13 protein-coding genes are annotated in these 18,688 nt (G+C 73.2%); 11 read left to right on the forward strand and 2 right to left on the reverse strand.

Annotation, left to right across the window (positions count from 1 at the left end; translation table 11 throughout):
* Nucleotides 1-52: 52 nt before the first annotated feature.
* Nucleotides 53-1,060, reverse strand: a complete 1,008-nt coding sequence (locus ACYVLT_RS21905) for a LacI family DNA-binding transcriptional regulator (RefSeq protein ID WP_461122030.1) — start codon at nucleotides 1,058-1,060, stop codon at nucleotides 53-55.
* A gap of 122 nt (nucleotides 1,061-1,182) precedes the next feature.
* Between ACYVLT_RS21905 and gndA the strand changes: the two genes are divergently transcribed.
* From gndA to ACYVLT_RS21920, 3 genes are all read left to right on the forward strand, one after another.
* Nucleotides 1,183-2,622, forward strand: coding sequence for an NADP-dependent phosphogluconate dehydrogenase (gene gndA / locus ACYVLT_RS21910; RefSeq protein ID WP_461122031.1), 1,440 nt, complete (start codon nucleotides 1,183-1,185; stop codon nucleotides 2,620-2,622).
* A gap of 24 nt (nucleotides 2,623-2,646) precedes the next feature.
* The gene (locus tag ACYVLT_RS21915; protein ID WP_461122032.1) at nucleotides 2,647-3,264 is read left to right on the forward strand and encodes a rhomboid-like protein; all 618 of its coding nucleotides are present in this window, start codon (nucleotides 2,647-2,649) and stop codon (nucleotides 3,262-3,264) included.
* 317 nt (nucleotides 3,265-3,581) lie between these two features.
* Nucleotides 3,582-5,786: a SulP family inorganic anion transporter gene (locus ACYVLT_RS21920; protein ID WP_461122033.1), complete on the forward strand. Its 2,205-nt coding sequence runs from the start codon at nucleotides 3,582-3,584 to the stop codon at nucleotides 5,784-5,786.
* A 425-nt stretch (nucleotides 5,787-6,211) separates the two neighbouring features.
* On the opposite strand, the gene ACYVLT_RS21925 is transcribed toward ACYVLT_RS21920, so the two are convergent.
* Complete coding sequence (locus ACYVLT_RS21925) at nucleotides 6,212-6,535, reverse strand: hypothetical protein (RefSeq protein WP_360459495.1); 324 nt, start codon at nucleotides 6,533-6,535, stop codon at nucleotides 6,212-6,214.
* 166 nt (nucleotides 6,536-6,701) lie between these two features.
* Between ACYVLT_RS21925 and ACYVLT_RS21930 the strand changes: the two genes are divergently transcribed.
* The 8 genes from ACYVLT_RS21930 to ACYVLT_RS21965 all read left to right on the forward strand — a co-directional run bounded on the left by ACYVLT_RS21930 (nucleotide 6,702) and on the right by ACYVLT_RS21965 (nucleotide 18,688).
* A complete protein-coding gene (locus ACYVLT_RS21930) occupies nucleotides 6,702-7,550 on the forward strand; it encodes a helix-turn-helix domain-containing protein (protein WP_461122034.1) in 849 nt (282 codons plus the stop codon).
* A 17-nt stretch (nucleotides 7,551-7,567) separates the two neighbouring features.
* Nucleotides 7,568-7,759 (forward strand): DUF397 domain-containing protein, encoded by a 192-nt coding sequence (locus tag ACYVLT_RS21935; RefSeq protein WP_461122035.1) that lies wholly within the window; start codon nucleotides 7,568-7,570, stop codon nucleotides 7,757-7,759.
* 188 nt (nucleotides 7,760-7,947) lie between these two features.
* Nucleotides 7,948-8,595, forward strand: coding sequence for a DedA family protein (locus ACYVLT_RS21940; RefSeq protein WP_461122036.1), 648 nt, complete (start codon nucleotides 7,948-7,950; stop codon nucleotides 8,593-8,595).
* A gap of 412 nt (nucleotides 8,596-9,007) precedes the next feature.
* Nucleotides 9,008-11,866, forward strand: a complete 2,859-nt coding sequence (locus tag ACYVLT_RS21945) for an AfsR/SARP family transcriptional regulator (RefSeq protein WP_461122037.1) — start codon at nucleotides 9,008-9,010, stop codon at nucleotides 11,864-11,866.
* Nucleotides 11,867-11,970: 104 nt separating this feature from the next.
* Entirely contained in the window at nucleotides 11,971-14,313 is a 2,343-nt protein-coding gene (locus tag ACYVLT_RS21950) for a chitinase C-terminal domain-containing protein (RefSeq protein WP_461122038.1), read from the forward strand.
* 182 nt (nucleotides 14,314-14,495) lie between these two features.
* Nucleotides 14,496-14,684 (forward strand): hypothetical protein, encoded by a 189-nt coding sequence (locus tag ACYVLT_RS21955; RefSeq protein ID WP_461122039.1) that lies wholly within the window; start codon nucleotides 14,496-14,498, stop codon nucleotides 14,682-14,684.
* 11 nt (nucleotides 14,685-14,695) lie between these two features.
* Nucleotides 14,696-17,716, forward strand: a complete 3,021-nt coding sequence (locus ACYVLT_RS21960; protein ID WP_461122040.1) for a helix-turn-helix transcriptional regulator — start codon at nucleotides 14,696-14,698, stop codon at nucleotides 17,714-17,716.
* Nucleotides 17,717-17,935: 219 nt separating this feature from the next.
* On the forward strand, nucleotides 17,936-18,688 hold the full coding sequence (locus ACYVLT_RS21965; RefSeq protein ID WP_461122041.1) for an ABC transporter ATP-binding protein: 753 nt from the start codon (nucleotides 17,936-17,938) through the stop codon (nucleotides 18,686-18,688).

The raw sequence follows: 18,688 nt of genomic DNA on the forward strand, positions 1-18,688 counted from the left end.
TCGTGCGCCGAGCCCGGTAAATACCGTGAAAAGTGCTGGAACGCGGGTCGCGTCAGCGGGTCGGCGCGGGCCCGGTGGACGCCCTGACCACCAGTTCCGTGGCCAGCTCGACGTGCAGCGCCTCCAGCTCGTGCCGGTCGAGCAACCGCATCAGCAGCGTCACGGCCATCCGACCCATCTCCTGCAACGGCTGCCGCACGGTGGTCAGTTCCGGTCGGGTGGCGCGGCTGAGGTCGAGGTCGTCGAAACCGGCGACCGACACGTCGCGGGGCACGTCCAGGCCGTGTTCCCGGGCCGCCCGCAACGCGCCGACCGCCATCTTGTCGTTGAACGCGACCAGCGCCGTGGGCCGGTCGGCCAGGCCGAGCAGGTCGCGGGCGACGAGGTGGCCGTTCTCGGTGGTCGGCTCGTCCACGTGCCGCAGCAGCTCCGCCGACGGCAGCACGCCGACGTCGGACAACGCCGCCGCGTACCCGGCGAGCCTGCCGTCGCTCGCCAGCCAGTCGCCCGGACCGCCGATGATGCCGATCCGCCGGTGCCCCAGCTCGACCAGGTGCGCCATGAGCCGCCGCGCTCCCGCGAAGTGCGCCGCCGACACCGACGCCACGTCGCGCGGCAGCTCGGTGCGCGGGTCGACCACCACGAACGGGAACCTGCGGTCGCGCAGCCGGACCAGCTCCTCGGCCGGCTCCGGCGGCAGGACCAGGATCGCGCCGCCCACGTCCGACCGGCCGGCCAGGCCCGGCAGCACGGAGGCGCGCTGCGCGGACACGCCGGCGCTCAGCACGACCTGCCGGTGGTGCAGGGCCAGCGTCTCGGCGACGCTGGAGACGATCAGCCCGAAGTAGTCGGTGAGCAGGTACGGGCAGCGCACGTAGATCGGGCCGGTCGGCTTGGCGCCCCGGGCCCGCGGCGCCTGCGCGCCCAACCCGGCCACGGCCCGCAGCACCAGCTCGCGGGTGTGCTCGGCGACGTTGGCCTGGCCGTTGAGCACCCGCGACACCGTGGCGATGGAAAGCCCGGTCGCCCGCGCCACGTCCCGCACCGTCGCCCTGGCCATCCGCGCCCCCGTTCCACCGCTGTTTCACGATGTTACAGCGCCGCCGGTCGAGGTCGGCGCGGGCGGCATTCAGGGGTGTCGCACAGGTGCGCGCAGGCGCGGGCGTGGGGCAGGCTGGGCAGATGAACACCTCCGAGGCACCCGCGCGGATCGCCGTCACCGGGCTCGCCGTCATGGGCAGCAACCTGGCGCGCAACCTCGCCCGGCACGGGCACCGCGTCGCCGTGCACAACCGCAGCCACGCCCGCACCAAGGCGCTGATCGCCGACCACGGCCACGAGGGCGACTTCGTGCCCGCCGAGACGCTGGAGGAGCTCGTCGCGAGCCTCCGGACGCCGCGCCAGATCATCATCATGGTGAAGGCGGGCGCACCCACCGACGCCGTCATCGACGAGCTGGTGCCCCTGCTGGAGCCCGGCGACATGGTGATCGACGGCGGCAACGCGCACTACGCCGACACCCGCCGCCGCGAGGCCGCGCTCAAGGAGGCCGGGCTCCACTTCGTCGGCGCGGGCATCTCCGGCGGCGAGGAAGGCGCGCTCAACGGCCCGTCGATCATGCCGGGCGGCTCCGCCGAGTCCTACGCGCACCTCGGGCCGGTGCTGGAGGACATCGCGGCCGAGGTCGACGGCGTGCCGTGCTGCGTGCACGTCGGGCCGGACGGCGCCGGGCACTTCGTGAAGATGGTGCACAACGGCATCGAGTACGCCGACATGCAGCTCATCGCCGAGGCCTACGACCTGCTGCACCGGGTCGGCGGCATGTCGCCCGCCGACGTCGGCGAGGTGTTCCGCGGCTGGAACACCGGCGACCTGGAGTCCTACCTGGTGGAGATCACCGCCGAGGTGCTCGCCCACGTCGACGTCGAGACCGGCGCCGCGCTGGTGGACGTGATCGCGGACGAGGCCGAGCAGAAGGGCACCGGCCGCTGGACCGTGCAGGAGGCGCTGGAGCTGGGCGTGCCGGTGACCGGCATCGCCGAGGCCGTGTTCGCCCGGTCGCTGTCCGGGCGGGCGGCTCAGCGGGAGGCGGTGCGGTCGGCGTTCGGGCCCGCCGACGTCGCGTCCGGCGCGGACCCGTCGCTGGTGGAGGACGTGCGGCAGGCGCTGTACGCGTCCAAGGTCGTGGCGTACGCGCAGGGCTTCGACCAGATGCGCGCGGCGAGCGCGGAGTACGGCTGGGACCTCGACCTGGGCGCGATGGCCACGATCTGGCGCGGCGGCTGCATCATCCGGGCCCGGTTCCTCGACCGCATCCGCGAGGCCTACGACAAGGACCCGGAGCTGGCGTCGCTGCTCGTGGACGACTACTTCCGCGACGCCGTCCGGTCGGCCGAGGCGGCGTGGCGGCGGATCGCGGTGAAGGCGGTGTCCGCGGGCGTGCCCGCGCCCGGCTTCGTGTCCGCGCTGGCCTACTACGACGGCCTGCGGTCCGAGCGCCTGCCCGCGTCGCTCATCCAGGGGCTGCGCGACTTCTTCGGCGCGCACACCTACCGCCGCACCGACCGCGAGGGCAGCTTCCACACCCTCTGGTCGGGTGACAGGTCTCAAGTGGACGCCTGAGACCACCGGCCCGATCATGGCCGGGTGCGTGACCGCTTCCGCCGCTTCCCCGTCACGGCCGGCTACCTGTCGGCCGTGGCGGGGCTCGCGCTGCTGATGCGGTTCGTGTTCGCCGACGGGATGTCGGCGCAGGTGCTGGCGTCGTTGAGCACGAACGCGGCCAACCTCGCCGACCACCCGGTCAACGCGTTGGTGGGCAGCGCGTTCGTGCTCGACCCGGTCGGCGACGGCTTGGTCGCGACCGCCCTCGGCGTGGTCGCGGTGGCGGTCTGCCTCGGCGTGCTGGAGCGCGAGGTCGGGCCGTGGCGCGCGGTGGCGGTGGTCCTCGCGGGCCACGTCGGCGCGACGCTCGTGACGGCCCTCGTCATCTCTTCGGGTGTTTACCCGACCGATCTGACCGACGTGGTCGACGTCGGTGTCGGCTACGTGGCGTTCACCGCGGCCGGCGCCATCACCGTGCTGGGGCCCGTGGTGGTGCGCTTGCCGTGGTCGGCGTTCCTCGTCGCGTACCCGTTGCTGGGCGCCGAGTGGTTCGGAGTGGTGCCCGAGTTCGCCGCCGTCGGCCACGTCGCGGCCGTCCTCATCGGACTGGTCGGCGGCACGGTCGCGGTCGCCCGCGCCTACGCGGCGGTCGGCCGGTAGGTCCGTCACCAGGGGTGACAACGACCCGCGTGATCAACACGACCGGGTGGATCCGCTGTCAGACCGGCCACTTCCTCAGTCATCATGGGGTGGACGCGACCTGTGCGACGCGGGCTGTGCCGACACGTCCCTTGTGCCGACACGGAGGTGCCACCGTGGCGACCCCTCACCACCGCGCCGGGGCCGAGTTCCGACTCGATGCCTTCTGGCCGCGCCTGCTGCCGCCCTTAGCCAGGCCGTAGCCACCCTCCCCGAACGACGACACCCCGCGCGCCGCGCGGGGCGATGACCCCTTGCTGCTCGGAAGGACCCCAGCGATGAACCGACCGCGTCCCAACAAGTCCCACGCCGGCGAGCACACCACGGCAGGCCCCCCGGGCGGCCTCGCCGCCGTGCTGCGCCACGACCTGCCCGCCTCCGCGGTGGTGTTCCTGATCGCCGTGCCGCTCTCGCTCGGCATCGCCGCCGCGACCGGCGCGCCGCTCATGGCCGGGCTGATCTCCGCCGTCGTCGGCGGCATCGTGGCGGGCTCGCTGTCCGGCGCGCCGTTGCAGGTCAGCGGGCCCGCGGCGGGCATGGTGGTGATCACCGCGGGGGTCATCGCCGAGTACGGCTGGGCCGCCACGGCCGCCATCACCCTCGCCGCGGGCGCCGTGCAGGTCGTGTTCGGCCTGAGCAAGCTCGGCCGGCTCGCGCTGTCCCTCTCACCCGCCGTGGTGCACGGGATGCTGGCCGGCATCGGCGTGAGCATCGCGGTCGGCCAGCTCGCCGTCGTCCTCGGCGGCACGGCGGCCACCTCCGTGTTCGACAACCTCGGCAACCTGTTCGACATCGACGTGCGGTGGTCGGCCGTGCTGGTCGGCGCGCTCGCCGTGCTGGCGCTGGTGCTGTGGCCCAGGGTGCCGCGCGCCTCGGTCGTGCCCGCCCCGCTGGTGGCGGTCGTGGTGGCGACGCTGGCCACCACCGGGCTCGACGTGGCGCGGGTCGACCTGCCCGACGACCCGCTCGGCCAGGTCGTGCTGCCGCAGGTGCCGTCCGGCAGCTTCGGCGCGGTCGTGTTCGCCGTGCTGACCGTGGCCGTGGTGGCCAGCGTCGAGTCGCTGCTGTCCGCCGTCGCCGTGGACAAGCTGCACGACGGGCCGCGCGCGGACCTCGACCGCGAGCTGATCGCCCAGGGCACGGCGAACGCGGTGGCGGGCGCGCTCGGCGGGCTGCCGGTGACCGGCGTGATCGTCCGCAGCTCCACCAACGTCGCCGCGGGCGCGCGCACCCGTGCGTCGACCGTGTTGCACGGCCTGTGGATCGCGGTGTTCGTGCTCGCGCTGGGTTCGGTGCTGGAGCGGATCCCGCTGGCCGTGCTGGCCGGTGTGCTGCTGGTGGTGGGCGTGCGGCTGGTGAGCGTGCGCCGGATGCGCGCGCTGTGGCGGCACGGCGAGTTCTCCGCGTACGCGGTCACCCTGGTGGGCGTGGTGGCGCTCGGGTTGGTGGAAGGCGTGCTGCTGGGCGTCGCGGCGGCGGCGCTGCGGTCGTTGCACCGGCTGACCCGCTCCTCGGTGCGCATCGAGCAGGAGCCCGACGCCTGGCGCGTGGTGATCCGCGGCTCGCTGGTGTTCCTCGGCGCCGGGCGGCTCGTGCGCGGGCTGCGCGCCATCCCGTTGGGCCAGCGGGTGCTGCTGGAGCTGCACATCGACTTCCTCGACCACGGCGCGTACGAGGCGATCGACGACTGGCGCGTCGGCTACGAGCGGCTGGGCGGGCACGTCGAGGTGGACGAGGTGCACGACACCTGGTTCAGCAAGGCCACGCGGGGGATCCCCGCGCTGCGCAAGACACCGCTGTCGCCGCTGCCGCGGTGGTTCGCGCCGTGGTCGCACTGGCAGCGCCACCGGCACGTCACCGTGCCCAGGCCGCGCCCGGACGCCGACCCGATGATCCGCGGCATGCGCGAGTTCGAGCGCACCACCGCGCCGCTGGTCCGCCCGTTCCTGGCGGAGCTGGCCTCGCGCGGCCAACGCCCGCGGCAGCTGTTCATCACCTGCGCCGACTCCCGCGTGGTGCCCAACCTGATCACCACGAGCGGGCCGGGCGACCTGTTCTGCGTGCGCAACATCGGCAACCTCGTGCCGCCGGACGGCGACGACTCCGTCGGCGCGGCGATCGAGTACGCGGTGGAGGTGCTGGCCGTGGAGACGATCGCGGTGTGCGGTCATTCGGACTGCGGCGCGATGAAGGCGGTCGTGCAGGGCTCGACCCGGCCGGGCACGCAGCTGCACCGGTGGCTGAAGGCGGTCGAGCCGAGCCTCATCCGGTTCCACACGGGGGAGTCGGACCTGCCGGCGGTCGAGCGGCTGGCGGTGGCGAACGTCGCCCAGCAGCTGGACAACCTGCTGGCCTACCCCAGCGTGCGCGAGGCCGTGGCCACCAGGTCACTGCGCCTCGTCGGCATGTACTTCGACATCTCCGCCGCCCGCGTCTACCTGGTCGACCCGGAACGCGACGGCCTCAAACCGGTAGGCGTCTGACCCACCCCACCTGCACACGATGGCGACGCCCACCGGGCTCCATCCCCGTCGCCACCGGGCTCCATCCCCGTCGCCACCCCTGCGAGGTCGCGTCGGTCGTTCGTGGCGGATTTCCCGGCGACCACGCTTTTCGGTCGCCGGGAAATCAGGCGCGAACGACCGACTTCCCGGCGACCGAGCCGCCGTCTGCGGAGCAGCGGCAATCAACTCAGCCGCCGGGAAATCAGGCGCGCGAACGGCCGACTTCCCGGCGCCCGGGCCGCCGTCTGCGGGGGGGGCGGCGGCCATTCACCACCGGCCCCGGTCGGGGGTGCGGGGCCGGTTCGATCCGAGCCCGGATCGGGTCGGGCGGCGCTGGGCTCGATTGCGGGGGATGCGCGTCGCCCGACGTGAGCGGGGACGCGCCCCCGCTCGTCGGTGGGGTGCTAACCGACGCTGCGCAGGTGCCTGCGGTGGTTGCCGGACGGCTCGTCGGGCGTCACGGTCAGCGCCAGCTGGGCGCCGAGGTACGCCCGGCACGGCGAGGGGAGGCGGCGGCTCCACCGGCGGGTGCGGCACTTCGGGCAGCGGCCGTGCTCGTCGGGCGTGTGCTCGTCCAGCAGCACCTTGACGGCGGCCACCACGCGGGGCAGCTCGCAGCGGGCGAGCTCGACCGCGGTGTCGTCGTCGCCGGTCGCCGCCAGGCGGACCAGCGTGGCCAGGTGTTCGTGGAGGGATCGGTCGAGCTGGCTGAAGACGGTGGTGGACACCTTCAGCGCTCCTTCCCTGGTGGCGGTGTGCTCCACGCAGCCTGGGACCGCGTCCGGCCGGCTGCAAGTTGCAGTACACGAATGGATGACGGATCTTTGCTCCGTTCGCGCCCGGCCACAGACTGGCTGCGTCGCCCGGACGAGTCGCCGATGGAGGTGTGTGCGGATGCCACGGGGCAGCAGCCCGACGTTGCGCAAGCGGCGGTTGGTCAGCGAGCTGCGCAGGCTGCGCGAGGCGGCGGACCTCACCATCGAGGACGTGGCGCGGCGGCTGGAGTGCTCGGCGTCCAAGATCAGCCGCATCGAGACCGGCCGCGTCGGCGTCACCCCGCGCGACGTCCGCGACATGCTCTCCGCCTACGGCGCCGACCGGACCACGCTGGACGAGCTCGTGCAGGTGGCGCGCGAGGCGCGGCGCCGGGCGTGGTGGGACGAGTTCGGCGACATCGCGCCGGGCCGCTACGTCGGGTTCGAGGCCGACGCCGAGTCGGTGCGCACCTACCAGGGGCTCATGGTGCCCGGTCTGCTCCAGTGCGAGGCCTACACCAGGGCGTTGATCCGGGGCGTGCTGCCGGGGGCGGCGCCGGCCGAGGTGGACCGCCGGGTGCGGCTGCGCAAGGCCCGCCAGGCGCTGCTGCTGGAGGACGACCCGCTGCGCCTGCACGTGGTGGTCGACGAGGCGGCCCTGCGGAGGCTGGTGGGCGGCCGGGAGGTGATGGCGGAGCAGCTGCGGCGACTCGACGAAGTCGGGAAACGGCCGAACATCACCCTCCAAGTCGCCACTTTCGAGGCGGGCGGTCACGCTGCGATGGACGGCCCGTTCGTGATCCTGGCGTTCCCCGAGGAGTCGGATCCGGCCGTGGTATACATCGAAAGCCCGAGGGGCGACGTCTATTTGGAACAGCCGTCGGACGTCGCCGGGTATTCCGACATGTTCGCTCGGCTCAGCGCCGAATCGCTCGACCCGGCCGCATCATCCGCGCTGATCGGGCGGGTCGCGCGCGAGCTCGCCTGACCCCGAGGTGAACTCCCATGCAACGCCAGTGGCGCAAGAGCACGAGGTCGTCCGCGAGTGGTCCGGAGTGCGTGGAAATAGCGCTCGGCCCGAACGGGGTCGGCGTGCGTGATTCGAAGAACCGAACCGGTGGCGAGTTGGACTTCGGCATCGCGCAGTGGTCGCGATTCGTCGGCACCGCGCGCAACGGGGCGCTCGACTCGCCCTGATCGGGGCCGAACCCCGGTCATCCGGTTCGAGGGCGCCTGAGGGATTCCCCTGACTTTCGACCACCGACCCGTACGACCTTGGTCTGGTGGCCGGTCAGCCCTCGGTCCGATGTGCCCGGCGCCGTCGGTGCGGTGGACTCCCCCTAGCCTGCACTCCGGTGCTGTCATGATCCACAGGGGGACGAACCATGGCCTTGCTGACCGACGCCCTGGAAGGGCTCGCCGGTCTGCCCCAGCCCGCCGTGCTCGCGGTGACGGGCGCGTTGACGTTGGCGGAGTGCACGCTCGGCGTGGGCTTCATCGCGCCGGGGGAGAGCGCGCTGCTGCTGGCCGCCACCACGGTCACCAGCACGTCCCGGTTCCTGGTGATGTGGCTGGTGGTGTCGGTGTGCGCGGTGGCGGGCGACAGCATCGGCTACTTCCTCGGCCGCCGCTACGGCGACCGGCTGAGGGAGAGCAAGGTGGTGCGCAAGCTCGGCCAGGAGCACTGGGACAAGGCGGGCGCGCTGCTGCGCAGGCGTGGGGCGTGGGCGGTGTTCTTCGCCCGGTTCATGCCGGTCGTGCGGACGCTGGTGCCCGCGTCGGCGGGCGCGTCGAAGCTGGAGTACCGCCGGTTCCTGCCCGCGTCGATCGCGGGCGCGGTGAGCTGGTCGGCGCTGCACATCGGCATCGGCTCGGCCGCGGGCGCGTCGGCGAAGTACATCGAGTCCGTGTTCAACGGCGCCATGTGGGCGTTGATGGGCGTCGCGCTCGTGGTCGGCGTCGTGGTGGTGCTGCGCCGTCGGCGCAAGGCGGCCAAGGCCGCGGAGCCCAAGGAACTGGAAGAGGTCGCCTAGCCTTCGCCGCGCCGCGGCCCGACTGGACACGTGCCGCGGCCCGACCCCGGACATGTCGAAGGGGCCGTGACCGGGGGTTCGGATCCCGGTCACGGCCCCTTCCACTGGGGGGAGGGCAGTGGAGGCGGGCCATCCCCTACCGGATGACCCGTCTCCGGTGGAGAAGGGGACGAGGGCGGGCCGGCGTTCCGCCGCCGCGGGCTGGATGCCCCTTGCACGCCGGCCTGCCCTCGTCGTTCAGGGAGAGCAGCGGATGTTCCGCTGTCTGGTCCAACCTCCCTCACCGGGGTTCGCCCTGTGTGGTTGATCGGACACGCTTAGCGTAAGAATGCGGCTACAGGACGACTGGAGCCGGACTGAAGTGATCTCCTAGGCTCCGTCTGGGGCTCAACGTTCGGTGAAGGATCGGTCGGTGGCAGACGGCGGCGGCGAGCGCTTGCGGTTCGAGGTGCTCGGCCTGCTCCGGGCGGTGCGCGGTGGCGGGGAGGTCGACCTCGGCGCCGCCAAGCAGCGTGCCGTGCTGGCGGTGCTGCTGCTGGCCCGCAACGCGCCGGTCAGCCGGGACCAGATCATCGAGGCCGTGTGGGGCGACAACACGCCGACCAGCGCGGTCAACCTCGTGCAGACCTACGTGGCCGGGCTGCGCCGCGCGCTGGAGCCCAGCCGCGCCCGCCGCGCACCGGCCGAGCTGCTGACCTCCGTCGGCGACGGCTACCTGCTGCGGGTCGACCCGCACGCGGTCGACCTGGACGAGTTCGAACGCGGGGTGGCGGCGGCCGCCCGCCTGCGCGCGTCCGGCGACCTGATCTCGGCGGCCACCGCGCTGGACGAGGCCCTCGGCCTGTGGCGCGGCGAGCCGCTGGGCGGTGTCGCGGGCCTGTTCGCCGAGGTCGAGCGCGGCCGGCTGGTCGAGCGCAGGCTGGCCGTGCTGGAGGAGCGCGCCGAGCTGCTGCTGTTGATCGGACGCGGTGCCGAGCTGGTGCCGTCGCTGACCACGCTGGTGGGCGAGCACCCGCTGCGGGAACGCGGCCACGGCCTGTTGATGCGCGCGCTGTGCCAGGCCGGACGGCAGGCCGAGGCGCTGGCCGTCTACCGCGAGGCGCGCCGGGTGCTGATCGACGAGCTCGGCGTCGAACCGGGTCCGGAGCTGCGCAAGCTCCAGCAGGCCGTGCTGGCCGGGGAGAACCCCGAGCCCGAGCGCCCGACCCTGCCGATGGAGCTGCGCCCGCCGGCGGCGGACCTCTCGCCCGCGATCACGCCCGCGCAGCTGCCGCGCGTCTCGGCGTCCCTGATCGGCCGTGACGACGAGCTGAAACGGCTGGACGGCCTGCTGGCCGCCTACCCGGAGGGCGGGCTGGTCCTCGTCGTCACGGGGCCCGCCGGCGTGGGCAAGACCGCGCTCGCCCTGCACTGGGCGCAAGGCGTGCGCGAGGACTTCCCCGACGGCCAGCTGTACGTCGACCTGCACGGCTACGACCCGAACCAGGAGCCGCTGGGCGCGGGCGAGGTGCTGAGCCGGTTCCTGCGCACGCTGGGCGTGCCGTCGCCGGACATCCCGGTGACGGTCGAGGAGCGGTCGGCGTTGTTCCGCACGCTCATCGCGGACCGGCGCATGGTGGTGATGCTGGACAACGCCCGCGGCTCGACCGAGCTGCTGCCGCTGCTGCCCGGTCCGCCGTCGTGCGTGCTGGTGACGTCCCGGCGGCGGTTGGTCGGCCTGGTCGCGCACGCCGAGGCGCGGCTGGTCGAGCTGGACATGCTCGACCTGGACGCGTCGGTGGCCGTGGTCAGCCGGGTCGCCGGCCGGGACGCCACGGAGGCCGCCGCGCTGCGCCGGCTGGCCGTGCTGTGCGACGGGCTGCCGCTGGCGCTGCGGATCGCGGCGGCCCGACTGGCGGTCGCGCCGTCGTTGCGGGTGGCCGAACTCGTCGCCGAGCTGGACGACGAGCACGGCCGGCTGGCCGCCCTGGGCCTGGAGGACGAGGACTCCACCGTGCGGGCGGCCCTGGACGCGTCCCGCCGGGCGCTGCCGCCGCTGCCCGCGCGGCTGCTGGCGCTGCTGGGCCTGCACCCCGGCCCGGACGTGACGGCGTTCGTGGTGGCCGCCACGGCCCGGGTGCGCGTCGGCGAGGCGCAGCGCGCGCTGGACGCGTTGACGGCGGCGAACCTGCTGTCGGTCAACGAGCCCGGCCGGTACGGGGCGCACGACCTGGTGCGGGTCTACATGCGGACGTTGGCCGCCGAGCTGCCGCCCGACCTGCGGCACGAGGCGACCAGCCGGATGCTCGACTACTACCTGCACTGCGCCGACCTGGCCGACGGCCGGTTGCCGGTGACGCGCGGCAGCAGCGTGCGGATCGCACCCGAGCACGTGCCGGTGGAGGTGCCGAAGTTGCAGGGTTCGGCCGAGGCGATCGCCTGGCTGGACGCCGAGCAGGGCAACATCATCGCCGCCGCCGAGTCGGCCGCCGCCGAGGGCGCGGACCCGAAGTGGCTGGTGCACGCCTGGCAGCTGCCGTACACGCTGTCGCGGTTCCTCTGGCTGCGGGCGGACCGGACCACGTGGCTGCGCACCACGGAGGCCGCGCTGGAGGCGGCCAGGACGCTCGGCGACCCCGAGGCGACGTTCGTGATGCTGTTCAACCTCGGCATCGCGCTGGCCCAGTTCCAGCGGATGGACGAGTCGCTGGCCCGCCACCGCGAGGCGTTGGAGGTGGCGCGGGCGTCCGGCGACGTGAACGCGCAGGCCAGAGCCCTGACGGCGGTCGCGGACATGCTGGCGTTCCTGGGCCGGGTGGACGAGTCGGAGTCCTCGTACCGGGAGGCCCTGGAGGTCAGCCGGGCGGCCGGGTCGCGGTGGGCCGAGGCGAACGCCCACCACAACCTCGGGCTGCTGCACCTGGCGTCACGCCGCTACGACGAGGCCAAGTCGTGGCTGCGGGCGGCGGTGACGATGTACCGCGAGGTCGGCGAGCAGTGCGGTGAGTCGACCTGCCACACGGACCTCGCGACGGTGCTGATGGAGTCGGGTGAGGGCGCGGAGGCCGTCACGTCGGCGCGCACGGCGCTGTCGGTCGCGTCGGCCGCGGCGAGCCCGTACCACCAGGCGATGGCGCACGACCGGCTGGCCGTGGTGTTCGACCGGCAGGGGTTGCCGGGGGCGGTGGCGCACTGGCAGCGGGCGCTGGCGTTGCTCACCGAGCTGGACGCGCCCGAGGCCGACCAGGTCCGGGAACGCCTGGCGCGCGCCCGCGCCACCACGACCGTCTGACCGTACCCGTAGGTGGTCTGGACCTATTGACATAGAGGTCTAGACCTATTTACGGTTCGGTGGCTGCGTCGTGGCCGCCGCCTCGTGCAGGAGGTGTGCCGGCCTTGTCCAGAAGATCCGGGTTCAGCAGGTCCAAGCTCTCGCCGCTCGTGGCGTTGCTCGCCGCGGTGGTCGGACTCGGCGTCGTCGCCGTGTCCCCGTCCTCGCCCGACGCCGCCGCCGCGGGGGAGGAGTGCCGTCCCGACGGCCTCTACCAGACCCCCGGCGTCGCGGTGCCGTACTGCTCCGTCTACGACACCGAGGGCCGGGAGTCGTTGGGCGCCGACCACTCCCGCCGCGTCATCGGCTACTTCACCAGCTGGCGCACGGGCCGCAACGGCGCGCCCGCCTACCTGGCGTCCGACATCCCGTGGACCAAGGTCACGCACCTGAACTACGCCTTCGCGCACATCGACGCGCAGAACCGGGTCTCCGTGGGCCCCGACGGCCCGGACAACGCCTCGACCGGCATGACCTGGCCCGGCGTCGACCTCGACCCGTCGCTGCCGTACAAGGGGCACTTCAACCTGCTCACCAAGTATAAAAAGCAGCACCCGAACGTGAAGACGATGATCTCGGTCGGCGGCTGGGCGGAGACCGGCGGCTTCTTCAACCCTGACGGCACGCGTAACGCGTCTGGCGGTTTCTACAAGCTCGGCGCGCAGCCGCAGGCCACCGTGGACGCGTTCGCCGACTCCGCCGTGCAATTCATCCGCACGTACGGCTTCAACGGCGTGGACATCGACTACGAGTACGCCACGTCGAACAACCACGCGGGCAACCCGGACGACTTCTGGATCTCCAACGCCAACCGGGGCACGCTGTGGGCCGGCTACGAGAAGATCATGAAGACGTTGCGGGAGAAGCTGGACCGCGCCTCGGCGCAGGACGGCAGGCACTACCTGCTCACCGCCGCCGTGCCCGCCTCCGGCTGGTTGCTGCGCGGCCAGGAGGCCTACCAGGTCACCCGCTACCTCGACTACCTGAACGTGATGAGCTACGACCTGCACGGCTCGTGGAACCACTTCGTCGGCCCGAACGCCGCGCTCTACGACGACGGCAAGGACGGCGAGCTCGCCGCGGGCGGCGTCTACACCGCGCCGCAGTACGAGGGCATGGGCTACCTGAACACCGACTGGGCCTACCACTACTACCGGGGCGCGATGCAGGCCGGCCGGATCAACATCGGCGTGCCGTTCTACAGCCGCGGCTGGCAGGGCGTCACCGGCGGCACGAACGGCCTGTGGGGCCGCGCGGCGTTGCCCGACCAGGCGAAGTGCCCGCCCGGCACCGGTTCCAGCGTCGGTTCGACCACGCCGTGCGGCAACGGCGCGGTCGGCATCGACAACCTGTGGCACGACTCCACCGCGGGCGGCGCCGAGGTGCCGTCGGGCGTGAACCCCATGTGGCACGCCAAGAACCTGGAGCACGAGATCACGCCGGACTACCTCGCGCGGCACGGCCTGGACCCGGCCAACGACCCCACCGACCGTATTTCCGGCTCCTACCAACGGTTCTACGACACCACGCTGACCTCGCCGTGGTTGTGGAACGCGGACAAGAAGGTCTTCCTGTCCACTGAGGACGAGCAGTCCATCGCGGCCAAGGCGAAGTACGTGGCGGACAAGGGCATCGGCGGCATCATGATCTGGGAGCTGGCGGGCGACTACCGCTTCGACGGCGCCAAGGGCCAGTACACCGTCGGCGACACCCTGCTCACCAAGATCAACGACGGGTTGCGCGGCGCGGCGCCGTACGGCAACCGGAAGGCGGCGGGCGCCACGCCGAGCCAGGTGCTGGACGTGAGCGCCACCGTCTCCGGGTTCGCGCTCGGCGACGGCAACTACCCCATCACGCCCAAGCTGAGGTTGACCAACAACTCGACCACCACCCTGCCGGGCGGCACGAAGATCGAGTTCGACTACGGCACGAGCGCGCCCGGCAGCATGGCCGACCAGTCCGGGTTCGGGCTGCGGGTCACCGCCAAGGGCCACACGGGCGGCAACGTCGGCGGCTTGAAGGGCGACTTCCAGCACGTCGAGCTGACGTTGCCGACGTGGCAGCCGCTCGCGCCCGGCGCGTCGGTGGACGTCGCGCTGAGCTACCAGCTGCCGATCGCGTCGCCGTCGAACGTCAAGCTCACCTTCGGCGGCCAGTCCTACGCCATCGCCTCCGACCACCCGCGCGGTGGCGGCGGTACCGGCCCGACCAGCACCACGACCACGACGACGACCACGACCAGCGGGCCGAGTTGCACCGCGCCCGCGTGGGACCGCGCCAAGGTCTACAACGGCGGCAACGAGGTGTCGCACCGCGGCAAGCGCTGGCAGGCCAAGTGGTGGACGCAGGCCGAGGAGCCGGGCACGACCGGCGAGTGGGGCGTCTGGCGCGACCTCGGCGCCTGCTGAGGGGCCTCTGACGTGCTCTGACACCTCCCTGAGGCATCCCTTACCCGCCGTCTGCCACCCCTTACGGCGGCGGGTAAGGGCATCACCGCCGCAACCCACGTGAACGACCAATGCCCGCACCGGGGCCTCAGGACGAATCTTCGTGTCATCAGAGAAGCGAACGACACGAGGAGCAAGTCATCATGGAGTGGACGCCCGAGTCCTTGAAGGCGGAGATCGACTACCGGCAGGCCGCGCTGCGTGCGGACGCGTCCCACTACCGCGTCGGTCGGCAGTCCGGCCAGGCCACGCGGTCGTGGTGGCGGCGGCTGGCCCATCGCACCGGCCCGGATCGGCCGTCAGCGGACGATGGTCACCGCGACGCCGCCTGAGGTGTGACAACATGCCTGGTGTGGCACGCCTCGGTTCCGGAATCCCCTTGGTGGCACGCGGCAGGGAGATGACCAGGCTGCGTGCCGCCCTCGACGAGGCCGCCCGCGGCCAGGCAGGCGCGATGCTGGTCGCCGGTGACGCGGGGGTGGGCAAGACGCGGTTGATGGACGAGCTGGCCGCCACCGCGGGTGACGCGCTCGTGCTCACCGGCCGCTGCCTGGACGTCGGCGAGACCGGCCTGCCGTACCTGCCCTTCACCGAGGCGTTGGGGCAGGTGCGGCAGGCCGGTCTGCTCGACGTCACCGCCCGGCCGGCCCTGGGCCTGCTGATGCCGGAACTGGCGCTGCCCACCGGCCACGACGGCAGCACGTCGGTCTCCGGCCTGCCGTCTCACCTGGTCGGCCGCCGTCCCGAGCAGGACGTCGGCCAGCTCCAGCTGTTCGACGCGGTGCACGGGCTGCTCGGCGACCTGGCCGAGGAACGGCCCGTGCTGCTGGTGCTCGAAGACCTGCACTGGGCCGACGCCTCCACCCGCTACCTGCTGTCCTTCCTGCTCTCCCGGCTGCGCGCGCAGCGGCTGCTGGTGGTCGCCACCTACCGCTCCGACGACCTGCACCGCAGCCACCCGCTGCGGCCGCTGCTCACCGAGCTGGTCCGGCTGCCCGCCGTGCAGCGGCTCGACCTGACCCCGCTGAGCGCGATCGACGCGCGTTCGTTCGTCGCGGCGCTGTCCGACGACCTGTCCGACGACCTGGTGCTGGAGGTCGCCGAGCGCTCCGACGGCAACCCGTTCTTCGCCGAGGAGCTGATCGCGGTCGCGAGCTGTCGCGACCGCGAGGTGCCGTGGACGCTCGCCGAGGTGCTGCTGGCCCGGATCGAACGCCTCTCACCGGACGCGCAGCGCCTGGTGCGGGTGGCGTCGGTCGGCGGCCGGTCGGTGCGCCACGACCTGCTGCGCGACGTGGCGGGCATGGACCACGTCGGCCTCGACGGCGTGCTGCGCGAGGCCGTGCAGCACCACGTGCTGGTGGTCGACCCCGCCGAGGTGTACACGTTCCGGCACGCGCTGCTGCGCGAGGCCGTCTACAACGACCTGCTGCCCGGCGAACGGGTTCGGCTGCACGCCGCGTACGCCGACCGGCTCGCCTCGTCCGGCGACCGCGGGGCCGCCGCCGCGCTGGCCCACCACAGCCTGGAGTGCCACGACCTGGCCCGCGCGCTGCGCGCGTCGGTCGATGCCGGGAACGAGGCGCAGGCGGCCGGCGCGCCCGCCGAGTCGCTGAGGCACCTGGAGCAGGCGCTGAAGCTGTGGCACGCGGTGCCCGCCGACCAGCGACCGCCCGGCCTGACCGAGCTGGAACTGCTGCGCGGCGCGTCGTGGGCCGCGGGCACGGCCGGCCAGCCCGAGCGGGCCATCGCGTTCGCCCGCACCGGCACCACCGTGGTGGACGAGTCCGATCCCGAGGTCGCGGCCGTGATGTGGCGGCGCTTCGCCCAGACGCTCCAGGTGCTCGACGGCACCGACCACGAGAAGTACCAGGCGGTGGAGGAGGCGTGGCGGCTGGTCCGGGACCGGCCCGCGAGCCCGGCCCGCGCCTGGGTGCTGGCGGTGTGGGCGGCGGCGCTGCGGCACGACCGCAAGTACGTCGAGGCCCGTGAGCGCGCCGAGATGGCGGTGGCCGACGGCCGCGCGGCGGGCGCGGAATCGGCCGTGGCGGACGCGTTGACCACGTTGGGCCTGCTCGACGAGCCGGAGGGCGACGTGTCGCGGGCGCACGAGCACCTGACCGCGGCGGTGGCGTGCGCGATGGAGGCCGACGCCGTCAGCACCGAGCTGCGGGCCCGGTACTTCCTGGGCCTGCACCACTACGACCTCGGTGAGCTGGACGAGGCCGCGCGGGTGTTCGACGAGGGCGTGGCGCGGGCCAAGGCGACCGGGCTGACGTGGAGCTCGTTCGGCCTGGAGCTGCGCATCCTGCAAGTGCTGACCAGGTACTACCGGGGCGAGTGGGACGGCGCGGCGACCGCCGCCGAACCGCCCGGCCTGCGGGTGTCGAGCACGGTGTCCGCGCGGCTGGCCGCGGCGGGCACGCACGTGGCGGTCAGCCGGGGCGAGTTCGACCAGGCCGAGCGGATGATCCGGGAGCTGCGCGCGGACTGGCACCGCGACCTGCAGATCGCGTTGATCACCGGCGGCACGGGCGCGGAGCTGGCGTTGTGGCGCGGTCAGCCGGAACTGGCCGTGGACCGGGTCGCGGACGCCATCAGCTGGTCCCGCAAGGAGGGCGAGTGGATGCTGGCCGGCATCCGGTTGGCCGCCCTCGGTGTCGCGGGCCACGTGGAGATCGCGGCGCGGGCACGTCGGCGCAAGGACCGGGCGGCCGAGGAGGACGCCGTGCGGGCCGGTCGCGAGCTGGTCGAGGACGCGCACCGGACGGTCGAGATGGGGATGCCCCGCACCGGCGAGCTCGGTCCCGAGGGTCGGGCGTGGCTGGTGCGAGTGGAGGCCGAGGAGTCGCGGTTGACCGGGTCGGGCGACCCGGAGCTGTGGCGGCGCGCGGTGGACGGTTTCGGCTTCGGGTCGGTGTTCGAGCAGGCCGTGTGCCGGTGGCGGCTGGCCGAGGCGCTGCTCGGCGCGGACCGGCGGGACGAGGCGGCGGCGGAGCTGAAGCTGGCCAGCGCGGTGGCCGACGAGCTGGGGTCGGCGCCGTTGCGCGAGGCGCTGGACCTGGTCGCCCGGCGGGCCAGGGTGGCGTTGCGCGACGTGGGACCGCGTGACCGGGTGGACCCGTTCACGCCGCGTGAGCGGTCCGTGCTGGAGCTGGTCGCGCAGGGGCGCACCAACCGGCAGGTCGGCGAGGAGCTGTACATCTCGGAGAAGACGGTCAGCGTGCACCTGAGCCGGATCATGTCCAAGCTCGGCGCGAGCCGGCGGGCCGAGGCGGTGGCCAACGCGTTCGACCGGGGCCTGCTCGACCTGCCCAAGGGCGACCCTGGGACGGCGGCCGCGCCCGAACCGGCGGCGGAATAGGGCCGCGCCCCGGACCGGCAGCAGAATCGGGCCGCGCCCGGACCGGCCGGGGAATCGGGCCGCGCCCGCCCGCGCCGTCCGGCGGCGGTGCGTCAGACCTCGGGACTAGTGGGCGTCATCCCGCCGGTTGACCTCCGGTTCCGCCGCCGAGGTGACGACCGGCGACCCGCGTGCCCCATAGCTTTCTCGACGTCAGCAGACCCGAGGAATTGAGGGAGCATGTCCGCACTGGTGTCCGACGTCGGAACCCGCACCGCCGCAGCCGCCGCGAACCTGGTCAAGGTCTACGGCAAGGGCGACACCGCCGTCCGGGCGCTGGACGGTGTCAGCGTGGCCTTCGCGGCGGGGAAGTTCACCGCCATCATGGGCCCGTCCGGGTCCGGCAAGTCGACGTTGATGCACTGCCTGGCCGGCTTGGACAACGTCGACGGCGGCGCCGTCCACATCGGCGGCACCGAGATCACCTCGTTGGGGGACAAGGAGCTGACCAGGTTGCGCCGCGACCGGGTCGGGTTCGTCTTCCAGGCGTTCAACCTGCTGCCCACGCTCACCGCCGAGGCCAACATCCTGCTCGGCCTCGAACTGGCGGGCCGCAAGCCCGACCGCGAGTGGTTCGACACCATCGTGGACGTGCTCGGCCTGCGCGACCGGCTCAAGCACAAGCCGACCGAGCTGTCCGGCGGCCAGCAGCAGCGCGTGGCCTGCGCCCGCGCCCTGGTCGCCCGGCCCGACGTGGTGTTCGCCGACGAGCCGACCGGCAACCTCGACTCGCGCTCCGGCGCGGAGGTGCTCGACTTCCTGCGCATGTCCGTGCGCAAGCTCGGGCAGACCGTGATCATGGTGACGCACGACCCGGTCGCCGCGTCCTACGCCGACCGCGTGGTGCTGCTCGCCGACGGCAGGCTCGCCGGCGAGATCGACAACCCGACCGCCGACTCCGTGCTGTCCGCCCTGAAGCACCTGGGGGCGTGA

The sequence above is a fragment of the Saccharothrix stipae genome, from assembly GCF_054781895.1.